The 14,455-nt window shown below is 66.6% G+C and carries 14 protein-coding genes; 6 read left to right on the top strand and 8 right to left on the bottom strand.

From position 1 onward, the window contains the following. Positions 1–10: 10 nt before the first annotated feature. Both AWB95_RS20580 and AWB95_RS20575 read left to right on the top strand, forming a co-directional pair. On the top strand, positions 11–433 hold the full coding sequence (locus AWB95_RS20580) for a limonene-1,2-epoxide hydrolase (RefSeq protein ID WP_085168581.1): 423 nt from the start codon (positions 11–13) through the stop codon (positions 431–433). A gap of 8 nt (positions 434–441) precedes the next feature. Continuing rightward, positions 442–852 (top strand): DUF5313 domain-containing protein, encoded by a 411-nt coding sequence (locus AWB95_RS20575; RefSeq protein WP_062541176.1) that lies wholly within the window; start codon positions 442–444, stop codon positions 850–852. Here AWB95_RS20575 and pspM read toward each other — a convergent pair. From pspM to pgsA, 4 genes are all read right to left on the bottom strand, one after another. After that, positions 849–1,673, bottom strand: a complete 825-nt coding sequence (pspM, locus tag AWB95_RS20570; protein ID WP_062541175.1) for a phage shock envelope stress response protein PspM — start codon at positions 1,671–1,673, stop codon at positions 849–851. The two genes, AWB95_RS20575 and pspM, sit on opposite strands and share 4 nt — an antisense overlap. 2 nt (positions 1,674–1,675) lie before the next feature. Then, positions 1,676–2,497 (bottom strand): phage shock protein PspA, encoded by an 822-nt coding sequence (pspA, locus tag AWB95_RS20565; protein WP_062541174.1) that lies wholly within the window; start codon positions 2,495–2,497, stop codon positions 1,676–1,678. 85 nt (positions 2,498–2,582) lie between these two features. Then, complete coding sequence (clgR, locus tag AWB95_RS20560) at positions 2,583–2,909, bottom strand: transcriptional regulator ClgR (protein ID WP_062541173.1); 327 nt, start codon at positions 2,907–2,909, stop codon at positions 2,583–2,585. Positions 2,910–2,981: 72 nt separating this feature from the next. Beyond that, positions 2,982–3,578: a CDP-diacylglycerol--glycerol-3-phosphate 3-phosphatidyltransferase gene (gene pgsA, locus AWB95_RS20555; protein WP_193830652.1), complete on the bottom strand. Its 597-nt coding sequence runs from the start codon at positions 3,576–3,578 to the stop codon at positions 2,982–2,984. Positions 3,579–3,643: 65 nt separating this feature from the next. Between pgsA and AWB95_RS20550 the strand changes: the two genes are divergently transcribed. Further along, positions 3,644–4,156 (top strand): amino-acid N-acetyltransferase, encoded by a 513-nt coding sequence (locus AWB95_RS20550; RefSeq protein ID WP_099539753.1) that lies wholly within the window; start codon positions 3,644–3,646, stop codon positions 4,154–4,156. Between the two features lie 44 nt (positions 4,157–4,200). On the opposite strand, the gene AWB95_RS20545 is transcribed toward AWB95_RS20550, so the two are convergent. The 3 genes from AWB95_RS20545 to ltrA form a co-directional block, all read right to left on the bottom strand. After that, positions 4,201–5,550 (bottom strand): sugar porter family MFS transporter, encoded by a 1,350-nt coding sequence (locus tag AWB95_RS20545; protein ID WP_085168613.1) that lies wholly within the window; start codon positions 5,548–5,550, stop codon positions 4,201–4,203. A gap of 362 nt (positions 5,551–5,912) precedes the next feature. Then, a complete protein-coding gene (locus AWB95_RS20540) occupies positions 5,913–8,369 on the bottom strand; it encodes an FtsK/SpoIIIE family DNA translocase (RefSeq protein ID WP_085168580.1) in 2,457 nt (818 codons plus the stop codon). Between the two features lie 110 nt (positions 8,370–8,479). Further along, positions 8,480–9,853 carry a group II intron reverse transcriptase/maturase gene (gene ltrA / locus AWB95_RS20535; RefSeq protein WP_062540518.1) on the bottom strand — a complete coding sequence of 458 codons (1,374 nt, stop codon included), beginning with the start codon at positions 9,851–9,853 and terminating at the stop codon, positions 8,480–8,482. Between the two features lie 837 nt (positions 9,854–10,690). Here ltrA and AWB95_RS20530 point away from each other — a divergent pair. Genes AWB95_RS20530 through AWB95_RS20520 form a run of 3 tightly spaced genes read left to right on the top strand, consistent with a single transcriptional unit; the run spans position 10,691 to position 12,720 of the window. Then, the gene (locus tag AWB95_RS20530; protein ID WP_062540517.1) at positions 10,691–11,005 is read left to right on the top strand and encodes a putative quinol monooxygenase; all 315 of its coding nucleotides are present in this window, start codon (positions 10,691–10,693) and stop codon (positions 11,003–11,005) included. Next, positions 11,005–11,826 carry a mycofactocin-coupled SDR family oxidoreductase gene (locus tag AWB95_RS20525; protein ID WP_062540516.1) on the top strand — a complete coding sequence of 274 codons (822 nt, stop codon included), beginning with the start codon at positions 11,005–11,007 and terminating at the stop codon, positions 11,824–11,826. Before AWB95_RS20530 ends, AWB95_RS20525 begins: the two co-directional genes overlap by 1 nt. Positions 11,827–11,829: 3 nt before the next feature. Continuing rightward, entirely contained in the window at positions 11,830–12,720 is an 891-nt protein-coding gene (locus AWB95_RS20520) for an SAM-dependent methyltransferase (RefSeq protein WP_062540515.1), read from the top strand. Between the two features lie 40 nt (positions 12,721–12,760). Here the strand turns inward: AWB95_RS20520 and AWB95_RS20515 are convergent, their stop codons facing one another. Further along, a complete protein-coding gene (locus tag AWB95_RS20515) occupies positions 12,761–14,437 on the bottom strand; it encodes a ribonuclease J (RefSeq protein ID WP_062540514.1) in 1,677 nt (558 codons plus the stop codon). Positions 14,438–14,455 lie beyond the last annotated feature (18 nt).

The following is a 14,455-nucleotide window of genomic DNA, read 5'->3' as shown; positions in this document are numbered from 1 at the left end:
GCTGGCAACCATGACCGAGCAAACCCTTGAGAACACCCGCACGGTCGAGGTCTTCCTGAACGCGCTGGCCGACGAGGACTTCGACACCGCGAACGCCGCATTGGCCGACGACCTGGTGTATCAGAACGTCGGGCTTCCGACCATCTACGGCCGGCACCGCGCAATGAAGCTGTTCCGGCGGATGGAGGGCCGAGCCGGCTTCGACGTGAAGATCCACCGGATCGCCGCCGACGGCGCTGCGGTGCTGACCGAGCGCACCGATGCGCTGACCTTCGGGCCATTGCGGCTGCAGTTCTGGGTCTGCGGCGTGTTCGAAGTGCACGACGGCCAAATCACCCTCTGGCGCGACTACTTCGACTTCTTCGACATGTTCAAGGCGACGGCGCGCGGCCTGGCCGCGTTGGTGGTCCCGTCGCTGCGGGCATCTTTCTAAGGACACCGATGAGCGACAACCGGCCGGGCGTCATCCAGTACATCCGGTACTGCTACGGGCATCCGCTGCCCGACTCGATGCGGGACTGGGTTCGCAACGACCTGGCCGGCAAGGGCGCCACCGTCCGGATGATGGTTCGGGTCGCGGTCCCGGCGGTGTTGGTGCTCGCCCCGTTCTGGCTGATCCCGACGACGCTGGACGTCCACCTGGGCATGACGCTGCCGATTCTGATCCCGTTCGTGTACTTCTCGCATGCGCTGAACAAGGTGTGGCGCCGCCACATGCTGCGGATGCACGGCCTGGACCCGGATCTGGTCGACGAGCGCCGCCGGGAACGCGACGCCGACATGCACCGGCGCTATGCCGAGCGCTTCGGCCCTCGCCCCGATTCAGCCGAGTACCGCAGCCACGACGTCTAAGCTCGCGGCAGCCCGCCGAGTTCGTCGAAGGCCTGCGCCCAACCGAGCAGCCGATCCGTCGCACCCACCAGCTCGTCGCGATAACGCTGCTGTGACATCGGCGTCGTCACACCGGAGTCGCCGTTCGCCGCGGACACCAATTGCGCTGCGGCGGTGACCATTTCGTTGTACTGGCGCACCCCAGTGCTCAACTGCGTGGTGAACGCGTTGATCGTCGGCACCAAATGGGATCGGGACTGCGGAGCGGACTGCACCGCCCGCTCCATCGACACCACCTCCGCCGCGGTGGCCGCCATGGCTGCGGCGGTCCGGTTGGCCGCGGCAGTGAGATCCCGAATCTCGGCCACCGGCAACATGTTTCCGCGTTCCATCACACCCAGCAGCGAAAACAGTCCGCGTTCGGACGCGCCGAGCGCGAACATCGCGGGTCGCGCCGCCGAACCCGGTGGCGGCAGCCGGCGGCTACTCGCTGGCCGCTGGGTCGGTACCGGCACCGACCGCAGCCACCGGTAGCGCAGCAGCAACAGCGTCGCCGGAATCGCCGCACCCACCGCAATCGAGCCGGTGATGACCAGCAGCAGCGCGAACCATCCCCAGGCCGCCAGCAACACCGTCACCACCGCCCAGAACACGCATGCGCCGGCGAAGATCAGCCCCCACCGCAACGCGCGACGGCGTCGGCGCAGCAGCCGGGCTCGAGGATCGGTGGCGGCGTTGATCTTTCGCGCCACCAAGTCGGACAGGTCGGTGGCGACATCGAACCAATGCTGCAAGACCGAGCGCCACGACCCGGCGGCGCTCTGACCCGATTTCACCGCCATCGCTACTGCTGACCGAGGGGTTTCTCGGCCGCAGCGGCGTCGGCGGCGGTCGCCGGAGTGGCCGGTGTGGCCGCATTGCCGGAACCACCGGCCGGCAGCGCCTCACCTCGCATCGACGCGCGGATCTGCTCCAGCCGCGAGTGCCCGGCCATCTGCACGCTGGCCTGCTCGACCTCGAGCATGCGGCCCTGAACCGAGTTCTGCGCCAATTCGGCCTCGCCCATCGCATTGGCGTAGCGGCGTTCGATCTTGTCGCGCACCTCGTCGAGGCTCGGCGTGTTGCCCGGGGCGGCCAGCTCGCTCATCGACCGCAGCGACGCGCTGACCTGCTCCTGCATCTTGGCCTGCTCGAGCTGGCTGAGCAGCTTGGTGCGCTCGGCGATCTTCTGCTGGAGCACCATCGCGTTCTGCTCGACGGCCTTCTTGGCTTGCGCCGCGGCCTGCAGCGCCTGGTCATGTAAGCCCTTGAGGTCTTCGACGCTCTGCTCGGCGGTCACGAGCTGGGCCGCGAACGCCTCGGCGGCGTTGTTGTACTCGGTGGCCTTCGTGGTGTCTCCGGCGGCCGTGGCCTGGTCCGCCAACGTCAGCGCCTGGCGCACATTGACCTGAAGCTTTTCGATGTCGGCCAGCTGCCGGTTCAACCGCATCTCGAGCTGACGCTGGTTGCCGATCACCTGCGCAGCCTGCTGCGTCAGCGCCTGATGGGTGCGCTGGGCTTCCTCGATGGCCTGCTGGATCTGCACCTTGGGGTCGGCGTGCTCATCGATCTTGGCGTTGAACAACGCCATGAGGTACTTCCACCCTTTGACGAACGGATTGGCCATAAGTGAGCTCCGCCTTCGGATTGATGGACTACTGCCGCCAATTTATCGGGTCTGCGTCGATCGCCGCACCCTTGTTGAGCGTGCGTCAGGCAATAGCCAGCGAGACCACCGGCGGGATAACGACCTTGGTGTCGGGATCGATGTTGGCCGCGCTGAGCGCGGAGGCCTTGGCGGGCTCCTGACGAGCCAGCTGCTCGCCGGCGTCGACCAGCAGCTCCGAGAGCGAGACGTCCAGGGCGTCGCAGATCGCGTTCAGCAGCTCGCTGGACGCCTCCTTGCGGCCCCGCTCCACCTCGGACAGGTATCCGAGGCTGACGCGTGCCGCGTCGGACACCTCACGAAGGGTGCGGCCTTGCGAAGTCCGGGCCCGGCGCAGCACGTCGCCGATGACCTCTCGCAGCAGTGACGGCATTGTGCTCCCCTCGGTCCGGCTTGACAGTGGTCAACTAGGTCAACGCCACCGGGCCGCGGATTGGTTCCCCATCTACGGGGCCGTTGATCGTCCGCGAACGTCCCGCACCGCGGATGCGACGTAGTCCACACCGGTGACCACGGTCAGCACGATGGCCGCCGCCATCACCACCGACGCCGTCACATGCCACGATCCGGACAGCGGCAGCACGAATAGCCCGATCGCGATCGCCTGCACCAGGGTTTTGAGCTTGCCGCCCCGGCTGGCCGGAATCACGCCGCGACGCAGCACGGCGAACCGCAACGTGGTGATACCGACCTCGCGGACCAGGATCAGCACGGTGACCCACCACGGCAGGTCGCCGAGCATCGACAGCCCGATCAGCGCCGCGCCGATCAACGTCTTGTCCGCAATCGGGTCGGCCAACGCGCCGAATTCGGTGACCATCCCGTAGTTGCGGGCCAGCGCGCCGTCGAACCGATCGGTGACCACGGCCACCACAAAAATCACGAAAGCCACGATGCGACTTGGGGTTTGGTGCCCGTCGCCGGCGAACAGCGCCAGCAGGAAGATCGGAACCAGCACCAATCGCAGTAGCGTCAGCATGTTCGCAAGATTGGTGACGCGGACACGCCGGACCAGCGGACCGGTTTGAGGCTGTCCCGACACGGCCATCAGAATATCGGTTGATCAGCCGAAGGGCCGAAACCGATACTCTGCAACCCGTGAACGCAGTGGGCGATCCGCAGGCCCAACGGGCGGTGGTTCGTCGCGCGCGAACCTCCGACGTCCCTGCGATCAAGCGGCTCGTGGACACCTATGCCGGCAAGATCTTGCTGGAAAAGAACCTGGTGACGCTGTATGAGTCCGTTCAGGAGTTCTGGGTGGCCGAGCACGAGGGCGAGGTCGTCGGCTGCGGGGCGTTGCACGTGCTGTGGTCCGATCTCGGCGAGGTGCGCACTGTCGCCGTCGACCCCGCCATGACCGGCCGCGGCATCGGGCATGCCATCGTCGACCGGCTGCTCGACGTGGCGCGCGACCTCGAGCTGAAGCGGCTGTTCGTATTGACCTTCGAGACCGAGTTCTTCGGCAAGCACGGCTTCACCGAAATCGAGGGCACCCCGGTGACCGCCGAAGTCTTCGAGGAGATGTGCCGCTCCTACGACATCGGTGTCGCCGAGTTCCTCGACCTGAGCTACGTCAAACCGAACATCCTGGGCAACTCGCGCATGCTGCTGGTCCTCTGACACGTCGAACGGGCGGATGGCCGCACTCTCGCCGAACGAATACGTCAGCGCGTGAAGTCCGACGGTCGGAATTTCCCCTCGAACAGCTTGTTCTCGATCTCCTCCAGGCTCTTACCGGTGAGGTCGGGCATGCGGAAGTACACGAAGATCCACGCCGCCACGTTGAACAACGCGTAGAGCCACATCGACAGCCCGGGCCCGATCGCATTGATCAGCGACAACATCGTCAGTGTGATGAGCAGGTTGGTCGCCCACAGCGTCGCCGACTGCACGGCGGTGGCGGCCGGTCGCACCGCCAGCGGATAGGTCTCCGAGCCGGTCAGCCAGCCCATCAGCTGCAGGCCGCCGCCATTGAACAGCATGAAGGCGATCAGGCAGATCATGATGTACGGGATTACCTCGTGAACGCTGTCGCTGGTGACGAAGAGCAGGCCAAGCACGAACAGGCTCAGCGCCGCACCCGGCACCATGATGAGGGTGAGTCGGCGGCGACCCACCCGGTCGATGATGGCCAACCCGACCAGCTGGGCGATCAGGTACGCCGCCCCCAAACCCACCGACACCTGCAGAGCCACGTACCTGTACACGCCGTCGTTGGTCAATATGGTCGGCGAGTAGTAGATGATCATCTCGATGCCGCTGAGCTGGGTGAACACCGCGATGCCGCAACCCAGGACCAGGGCCGGGCGCACCCAGGCGTCGCGCAGCCCGCGCCACCCGCGGGTGCTCGCCGTGCGTTCGACGCGCGCGAGTTCGATCGCTTCGTCCAGCTCGACGTCCACGTCGTAGCCGTCGGGCCGGACACGCTCCAACACGGCTCGTGCAGCGTTTCGATGATCATGCTTGACCAGCCAGCGCGGACTTTCCGGGAGGCGCAGCAACAGCCACAGCATGATCGCGGCGGGTACGCACGCGATTCCGATCGCCCCTCGCCAGGAGATCGAGTCGAAGACCCCGCCCAGGGTAGCGATGAGGAGGCCCACCCCGATGGCGATTTGGAAGCACAGCACCAACCGTCCCCGGTAGGCAGGCGGCGAGAGCTCGGCGACGTACATCGGTGCCGTCTGCGTCGCCCCGCCGACCGCGAAGCCCAGGACCAGCCGTCCCAGCGACAGCACAGCGGAATCGGACGCGTCGGCGCACCACAGCCCGCCGACGATGAACACCACCGCCAGCATCAACAATGTGCCGCGTCGGCCGCACCGATCGGAAAGCCAGCTGCACGTCAGCGCCCCGACGACGGCGCCGAGCAAGATGCTGGCGGCGACCATCTGCTTCAAGCCCGGGGTGAGGCTGAATTCCTCGGTGAGCTGCAACAGAGCCCAGGAGATGACGCCGGTGTCGTAGCCGTAGAGCATGCCTGAGATCGCCGCGACGAGCGCGACGATGACCACCGCGCCCGTCAGTTGCGTGCCCGCCTCGGCGCCGGCTGCGCTTCGCGACGCTTCCGTGTCGGCCGGGGCAGTCTCCTTGCGCAATCCGGCCACACGAAAGAGTCGACTCCCCGCGGCCAGAGCCCCTGGCCACCATTCGCGGTCTGTCGAATCGTCAGCGGTCACCGGCAGCGCTGGTGCCCGCTGAGGACAACGTTCGGAGTGTCGTCGATGCAGAGCACGTGCGAGAGACCGGTCACGAAATGTGGGTGCGTCGGAGGTGCCATATTCCAGTTGCACTGTACTAAAACGCTATTCGGCGGGATTCACCCCGTGCGTGTGTGTTGAGCGCCACAGTCCCGGGTGTTGGCGTGAGATGTTGCCTAGTCCTCGTCCGATTCGCCGTCGTCGCCCAGCCCCCGGATGGACGCCAGCGTGGCGGCCAGCTCGTCGGGCTTGACCAGCACCTCACGCGCTTTGGAGCCTTCGCTGGGCCCGACGATGCCGCGGGTCTCCATCAGGTCCATCAGCCGGCCGGCCTTGGCGAAGCCGACCCGCAGCTTGCGCTGCAGCATCGATGTCGAGCCGAACTGGCTGGACACCACCAGCTCGACGGCCTGCAGGAACACGTCCATGTCGTCACCGATGTCGGGGTCGACGTCGGTGCGCTCGCCGGTGGGCTTGGCGGTGGTGACGCCCTCGGTGTATTCGGGTTCGGCCTGCTCCTTGCAGGCGGAGACGACAGCGTGGATCTCCTCATCGGTGATGAACGCCCCCTGCAGGCGGATCGGCTTGCCGGCGCCCATCGGCAGGAACAGTCCGTCGCCCATCCCGATCAGCTTCTCCGCGCCGGCCTGGTCGAGGATCACCCTCGAATCGGTGAGCGAGGACGTCGCGAACGCCAGCCGCGACGGCACGTTGGTCTTGATCAGCCCGGTGACCACGTCGACCGACGGCCGCTGGGTGGCCAGCACCAGATGGATGCCCGCCGCGCGGGCCTTCTGGGTGATCCGCACGACGGCGTCCTCGACGTCGCGGGGCGCGGTCATCATCAGGTCGGCCAGCTCGTCGACAATGGCCACCACGTACGGGTAGGGCCGGTATTCGCGCTGGCTGCCCAGCGGCGCGGTGATCTCACCGGAGCGCACCTTGGCGTTGAAATCGTCGATGTGACGCACCCGCGAGGCCTGCATGTCCTGGTAGCGCTGCTCCATCTCCTCGACCAGCCAGGCCAGCGCCGCGGCGGCCTTCTTCGGCTGGGTGATGATCGGCGTGATCAGATGCGGAATGCCTTCGTACGGCGTCAGTTCCACCATCTTCGGGTCGATCAGGATCATCCTGACCTCCTCGGGCGTGGCCCGGGCCAGCAGCGAAATCAGCATCGAGTTGATGAAGCTGGACTTACCGGAGCCGGTGGAGCCGGCGACCAGCAGGTGCGGCATCTTGGCCAGGTTGGCCGAAATGAAGTCGCCCTCAATGTCTTTGCCCAGCCCGATCACCAGCGGGTGGTGGTCGCGCCGAGTCGAGGGCGCGGTGAGCACGTCGGCCAGCCGCACCATCTCGCGGTCGGTGTTGGGCACCTCGATGCCGACCGCGGACTTGCCGGGGATCGGGGCCAGCATCCGAACACTTTCGGTGGCCACCGCGTAGGCGATATTGCGTTGCAGCGCAGTGATTTTCTCCACCTTGACGCCCGGGCCCAACTCGACCTCGTAGCGCGTGACGGTGGGCCCGCGGGTGCAGCCGGTAACCGCGGCGTCGACCTTGAACTGCTGCAGCACCGACGTGATCGCGTCGACCATCGCCTCGTTGGCGGCGCTGCGCCGCTTTGGCGGGTCTCCGGCGACCAGCAGGGAAAGCGACGGCAGCGTGTAGGGCCCCTCGACCACGCGGTCGACAACCATGGTGTCCCGCTTGGCTTTACGACGGCTGCGCGAGACGGTGGGCTCGGGCACGGTCGGCGTTTCGTCGGGGGCGACGGGGTCGTTGCCGGACGGCCAGGGTTGCGACTCGTCGCCATAGCTGGACGCGTCGTCGTAGTAGCCGTCGGAAAAGTCTTCGGCCGCAACGCCTTCGGATTCAGGCTCGGTTTCGTCGAGGTAACCGTCGTCGAACATCCGGGTTGCGAACATGGCGCGCACCGTGTCGGGCACCTCGCGGATCGTGGTGCCGGTCAACAGCAGCACCCCGAACAGCGAACCGATGAACAGCAGCGGCGCGGCGATCCACACACTCAGGCCCTCCGAGAGCGGGCCGCCGATCGCGAAACCGATGAAACCCGCGGCATGCCGGCGCCCGTCCGGGGTGTCCGGCGAACCGGCCCACAAATGCCACAGGCCCAGTACCGGCAGCGCCACCATCGCCGCGCCGAGCACCAGCCGCGGCCGCGCGTCGGGATCCGGCTCGGTGCGCATCAACAGCACCGCCACCGCGGCGGTGACCACCGGCAGCACGACGACGCCCGAGCCGATGAACAGCCGCAGCACGGAGTCGATCCACGCCCCGACGGGGCGGGCGGCGTCGAACCAGCAGCTGGCCGCGATCACCACCGCCAGCCCCAGCAGCGCCAGGGCGATCCCGTCCCGGCGGTGTCCCGGGTCGATGTCGCGGGCCCGGCCGACCGACCGCGCGGCGGTGCCGGTGCCCTTGGCCAGCATCAGCCACGTCGCGCGCACGCCCCGGCCGACGGTGGCGCCCACGCCGGCGACATGCGACGGGTGGCGTCGCTTCGGCGGCTTGCGGCGCGGCGGCGCCGGGCGGGCAGGCCGGGTTGCTGACCGCGAACCGGCCTTTGACCTGCTCGTTCGGGCACGCGATCGCGCGGCGGTCTTACTAGCCATTGGTAGTCAGGGGCGCAGTACCTGCAATGCAGGCCTGGTTCCCCATCCCCCTTTCCATCCGTGCGTGCGGTTTTCCCGCACACGGCTGACCGATGATCTTCTAGACATGGTTACGCAGCCTTCGGGTAGTGGATGGTGCCACGCAAGCGGTGCAGGCCGTGTCCGTTGAACCACGCCTCAGTCCACTGATCGGCTTGTCCGGCACGCAGGTTACGGCCCCGCTTCTTAACCATCAAACGGAACAACCGACGCACCACATACCAGTCGATCTGGCGGAACTTGTTGGCGGCATTGCCGGTGCGAAAGTAGTTGCCCCAACCACGCAAAATCGGATTCAGATCCGCAATCACGTCACGGATATCGAACCCGACCCGATTTCGGCCGGTGCGGTCACGCACCTTGGCCCGTAATCGGGCCATGGCGCGCTGGGACGGCCAACGGTGCAGGTAGTAGCGGACGATCCGCTTCTGTTCCCATAGCCGCCCCGACATGCGAGCCCGGAAGTGACAGCCCAGAAAATCCCGGCCCTCCCGGCCCTCCCGCAGGTCAACCACCTTCGTTTTATCCGGATGTAGCCGCAACCCCAACGACGCCAGGATTTCCCCGATCGCCGCTAAGGCGTGCTCGGCTTGTGCCGCACTGCGGCACAACACCACACCGTCATCGGCGTAACGCACCAACTCACCCACCTGTCGGTGGGTCAGTTCGGTGTCGAGCACATGCAAGAAGATGTTGGCCAACAGCGGCGATATCACCCCGCCCTGCGGTGTGCCCGCGACCGTCCGCTCGACTACACCTTCGACCATCACCCCTGCTTGCAGCCACAAGCGCAGCAGTTTGAGCACCCGCCGATCCGAGACCCGCCTACCCACCTCGGTGAGTAAACGGTCGTGGTCGATCTCACCGAAGAAATTGGCAATATCGAACTCGACCACGAACTGGTAACCCTCGATGAACCCGGTCCGCAAGCGTTCCTTGGCCATCGTTGCCGACCGTTTCGGCCGAAACCCATACGAGCACGACAGGAAGTCCGCCTCGAAAATCGGTTCCAGCACGATCTTGGCCGCCGCCTGGACTATCCGGTCTCCCACCGTGGGAATCCCCAACGGCCGCTTACCGCCCTGTGGTTTGTCGATCTCCACCCGACGCGCAGGCGCCGGGCGATACCGACCTTCGCGAAGGTCACGCCGCAACTCACGCAGCATGCGGTCCACGCCGTAGTCCTCCACCGCGGCCACGGTGATCCGATCCACCCCGGCCGCGCCCTTGTTCTTGCACACGCCAAACCACGCCTCCCACAGGACGTCACCCCTGTAGATACGGTCATACAGGGCATGGAAACGCCGACCCTCAGACTGCTTGGCCGCAGCCCATAGCGCACGTTGCAGTTGTCGCACTTTCACCGGCGACATCACCAACGGCTCGTCGTCGGCTACGGCAAGCGATGGCCTGCCGGGGTAATTGGACCGGGCAGACCCGATCATGCCCTCACGCTTACCCGCTTCGCGCGCGTGATCAAAGCAGGGGCCCTTCCCTCCCGACGTGTCTCTCACGCCGATCAGCGGTACTACGACCCCCTCGGACTCCCGCTGCCCTCCAAGAGTTTTCACCATCGGCTTATACCCCTGGTCTTTGCCCGACGCAGGCCGAGCAGACGGGTCTCTCCTGTTCCCGACTGAACTATGTGCACGTGCCGCTCCCCGTACCCCGGAAGGACCCGCCGAGCTAACCCCGGACCAGGGCTCGACAGACATAGGCCTTCGCCGTGACATGAGCGGCTCGGCTCCTCCATTGTGACTTTGACGAGGCTGCAGGACTCGCACCTAACGGCACTACGGCCCGCGCACTTGCTCCCTCCAAAGAGGCTTTCGACACCCCGCTTAGCCCGCCGCCTCTCGACGACGAACCGGGGCCTGCTACCCGGCGCTCCGGTGCCTACCGGGACGGGACTCTCACCCGCTAGTCCAGTCCAACTTGCAGGACGCAACATGAGCCCAAGCCTAGTCGCACTGGCCTCAGATTCACCATGTGCCACACGGGTCACAGAATTGTGTCAGTTTCTGGGTTCGCCGCGTCCTGGCATCCCGAAATGACCGAATCACCAGCTCCGCAGGCGGGCGTGCCGGCCGCCAGCAGGGTTCTCTGCGCCGTCGACGCCGTCATCCCGCTCGCCGCATTGGTGGCGACCTGGAGTCAGAACGCGGCCTACTTCGGCCGCGATCGTGGTGACTGCCCTGACCGTTTGGGTGGACACGTGGGTAGGGTTGACGCCTGTCCGGTTTGCGCTCAGTTCCGGTTTGCACTCAGTGAGGAGTCATCGCATGCCCGTCGTCGTCGTCGCCACCCTGACCGTCAAGCCCGAGTCGGTCGACACCGTCCGCGAGATCCTCACGCGCGCGGTCAAAGACGTGCACGACGAGCCGGGCTGTCAGCTCTACTCGCTGCACGAATCCGGTGAAACGTTCGTGTTCGTCGAGCAGTGGGCCGATGCCGACGCGCTCAAGGCCCACAGCACTGCGCCCGCGATGGCGGCGATGTTCAAAGACGCCGGCGAGCATCTTGCCGGCGCCCCGGACATCAAGATGCTCCAGCCGGTGGTCGCCGGCGACCCGGCCAAGGGCCAGCTGCGCCCCTGATGGGCGGCCCGCTAGCAGGCAAAGTCGCGCTGATCACCGGGGCGGCCCGCGGGCAGGGCCGCGCCCACGCGCTGCGGTTGGCGTCCGACGGCGCCGACATCATCGCCGTCGACCTGTGCGCTCAGATCGCCAGCGTGCCCTACCCGCTGGCCACGGCCGACGATCTGGCCGCCACCGTCAAACTCGTCGAGGACATCGGTGCCCGCATTGTGGCCCGCCAGGGCGATGTGCGCGATCGCGACTCGCTGGCCGATGCGCTGCAGGCCGGCCTCGACGAGTTCGGACGGCTCGACATCGTGGTGGCCAACGCCGGCATCGCCCCAATGCAGGCCGGCGCCGACGGCTGGCACGACGTGATCGACGTCAACCTGACCGGCGTGCATCACACCGTCGAGGTCGCGATCCCGCCGATGGTCGCCCAGGGTGACGGCGGGTCGATCGTGTTGATCAGTTCGGCAGCCGGCCTATCCGGTATCGGCAGCGCCGACGCTGGCTCCATCGGGTATGCGGCGGCCAAGCACGGCCTGGTCGGGTTGATGCGGGTCTACGCTAATCACCTTGCACCGCATAGTATTCGGGTTAATTCGATCCATCCGGCAGGTGTCGACACGCCGATGATCAACAACGAGTTCATCCGGCAGTGGCTGGCGGACCTGGTTGCCGAAACCGGCTCACCGCCGGACATGGGCAACGCGTTGCCGGTGCAGGTACTGCCACCCGACGACGTCGCCAACGCGGTGGCTTGGCTGGTATCCGATCAAGCGCGCTACATCACCGGCATCACCTTGCCGGTCGATGCGGGCTTTTTGAACAAGCGGTAGACGATGGCCCGAAACCCAGCGGCGCAAACAGCTTTCGGCCCGATGGTGCTCGCGGCCATCGAACAGCACGAGCCGCCCGGGCAGCGGTTGGTGGATGACGACCTGGCGGCGAAGTTCCTGCCGGGCCGCATGCGATGGCTGGTCGCCGTGACACAGCCGGCGCTGGTGCGTCGTCTGCTTGTCGCCGGCATGGACCGCGGCGGACCGGGCCTCTGGTCCAATCTCGCCTGCCGCAAGCACTACATCGCCGACAAACTCGCCGAAGCGCGCGACGACATCGACGCGGTCGTCGTTCTCGGTGCCGGATTGGACACCCGCGCCTACCATCTCGCTCAGCACAGCCACATCCCGGTCTTCGAGGTCGACCAGCCGATCAACATCGCCCGCAAGGCGGCGACTGTGCGGCGGGCGCTGGGCGAACAGCCGCGCTCGGTGCGGTTGGTGCCGGTGGACTTCGAACACGACGACCTGCTCACCATGCTGGCCGAACAGGGCTATCGAACCGAGTACCGCACCTTCTTCATCTGGGAAGGCGTGACCCAGTACCTCACCGCCGACGCGGTCCGCTCCACGCTGGACGGGCTGAGGCCGGTGGCGCCGGGCAGCAGGCTGGTGTTCACCTATGTCCGGCGCGATTTCATCGACGGCGTCAACCTGTATGGCGCGCGGTCGCTTTACCGCAAGGTCCGCCAGCGACAACAGCTGTGGCGCTTCGGAATACAGCCTGAGGAGGTCGCGGCGTTCCTGGACGGGTTCGGTTGGCGGCTGGTCGAACAGATCGGCCCGGAGCAGATCGTCGAACAGTACGTCAAGCCGACCGGCCGCGACCTCACCGCGTCGCCGATCGAGTGGTCCGCCTACGCCTCACGGCGAGCAGACGCAGAGTCGCACTAAAACCGCCTCCTCGGCGCGATTCTGCGTCTGCTCGCGCAGGCTAGATCTCCAGCACCGTCGGCACGATCATCGGCTGGCGGCGATACGTCTCCCCCACCCACTTGCCGACCGTGCGGCGCACCGCCTGGGCAATCCGAACAGGATCGGTGACACGCTCGGCCAGTAGCGATTCCAGCTCCGCCTCCACCTTGCGCACAGCCGGCTCCAATGCCTTCGGGTCTTCGGAGAAACCGCGCGAATAGAGATGCGGCGGCGCCGCCGGCTGGCCGGTGCCACGCCGTACCACGACGGTGACTGCGACGAAACCCGATGACAGGATGAGCCGTTCGCCCAGCGTGATATCGCCGACGTCACCGGTGATCAGACCGTCGACGAACATCTTGCCCACCGGCACTGCGCCGGCGATGCTGGCCCGGCCGGCAACCAGGTCGACGCTGACGCCGTTTTCCGCCAACAGGATCGACTCCTCCGGCACGCCGGTGCGGGCGGCCAGCTTGGCGTTGGCGCGCAGCATCCGCCACGTGCCATGCACCGGCATGACGTTGCGCGGGCGCACTCCGTTGTAGAGGAAAAGCAGTTCGCCGGCATAGGCGTGGCCCGAAACATGCACGCGCACTTGCTGATTGGTGACAACTCGGGCGCCGATCTTGGACAGCGAGTCGATCACTCCGTAGACGGCTTCTTCGTTGCCCGGTATCAGCGACGACGACAGGATGATCAGGTCGTCCGCGCTCAGCGTGATGCTGCGATGCTCCCCGCGCGACATCCGCGACAACGCCGACATCGGCTCGCCCTGGGTGCCGGTGGTGATCAGCACCACCCGCTCGGGCGGCATCATCTCCGCGGCGCCGATGTCGAGCAGGTCGGAATCGTCCACCCGTAGAAAGCCGAGATCGCGGGCGATGCCCATGTTGCGCACCATCGATCGCCCGACGAACGACACCCGCCGGCCCAATGCCACTGCGGCGTCGCAGATCTGCTGCACGCGATCGACGTTGGAGGCGAAACACGCCACGATTACCCGGCCTTCGGCGCCGCGGATCAGCCGGTGCAGCGTCGGGCCGACCTCGCTTTCGCTGGGTCCGACACCGGGAATCTCGGCGTTGGTCGAGTCGCACAGGAACAGGTCCACGCCGTCGTCGCCGAGCCGCGACATTCCGGGCAGGTCGGTGGGGCGCCCGTCGAGCGGGAGCTGGTCGAGCTTGATGTCGCCGGTGTGCAAGACGGTTCCCGCGCCGGTGCGCACCGCGATCGCCAGCGCGTCGGGTATGGAGTGGTTGACCGCGAAGTACTCGCACTCGAACACCCCGTGGGTGCTGCGCTGGCCTTCGGAGACCTCGAAGAACACCGGCTTGAGTTGGTGCTCACGGCATTTCGCGGCGACCAGCGCCAGGGTGAACTTCGAGCCGACGACCGGAATGTCGGGCCGCAGCTTGAGCAGGAACGGGATCGCGCCGATGTGATCCTCGTGGGCGTGGGTCAGCACCAGCGCCTCGACGTCGTCGAGCCGGTCTTCGATGTGACGCAGATCCGGCAGGATCAGGTCGACGGACGGCTCGTCGTGGGTGGGGAACATCACCCCGCAGTCGATGATCAGCAGCCGGCCCAGATGCTCGAAAACCGTCATATTGCGGCCGATTTCGCTGACGCCGCCGAGCGCGGTGACCCGCAACCCGCCAGGAGTCAGGGAACCCGGCGGGGAGAGGGCTACGTCCACTTGAAGGTCACCTGGCAC

This window comes from Mycobacterium celatum (assembly GCF_002101595.1).
GTDB classification, from domain to species: domain Bacteria; phylum Actinomycetota; class Actinomycetes; order Mycobacteriales; family Mycobacteriaceae; genus Mycobacterium; species Mycobacterium celatum.
Note: the sequence above shows the minus strand (reverse complement) of the source record. Positions and strands in the feature narration are given on the sequence as shown.

Bases quoted from the DNA above. Each gene is read 5' to 3' on its own strand.
- AWB95_RS20580 (WP_085168581.1), top strand. From the start codon at position 11: ATGACCGAGCAAACCCTTGAGAACACCCGCACGGTCGAGGTCTTCCTG.
- AWB95_RS20575 (WP_062541176.1), top strand. From the start codon at position 442: ATGAGCGACAACCGGCCGGGCGTCATCCAGTACATCCGGTACTGCTAC.
- pspM (WP_062541175.1), bottom strand. From the start codon at position 1,673: ATGGCGGTGAAATCGGGTCAGAGCGCCGCCGGGTCGTGGCGCTCGGTC.
- pspA (WP_062541174.1), bottom strand. From the start codon at position 2,497: ATGGCCAATCCGTTCGTCAAAGGGTGGAAGTACCTCATGGCGTTGTTC.
- clgR (WP_062541173.1), bottom strand. From the start codon at position 2,909: ATGCCGTCACTGCTGCGAGAGGTCATCGGCGACGTGCTGCGCCGGGCC.
- AWB95_RS20540 (WP_085168580.1), bottom strand. From the start codon at position 8,369: ATGGCTAGTAAGACCGCCGCGCGATCGCGTGCCCGAACGAGCAGGTCA.
- ltrA (WP_062540518.1), bottom strand. From the start codon at position 9,853: ATGATCGGGTCTGCCCGGTCCAATTACCCCGGCAGGCCATCGCTTGCC.
- AWB95_RS20530 (WP_062540517.1), top strand. From the start codon at position 10,691: ATGCCCGTCGTCGTCGTCGCCACCCTGACCGTCAAGCCCGAGTCGGTC.
- AWB95_RS20525 (WP_062540516.1), top strand. From the start codon at position 11,005: ATGGGCGGCCCGCTAGCAGGCAAAGTCGCGCTGATCACCGGGGCGGCC.
- AWB95_RS20520 (WP_062540515.1), top strand. From the start codon at position 11,830: ATGGCCCGAAACCCAGCGGCGCAAACAGCTTTCGGCCCGATGGTGCTC.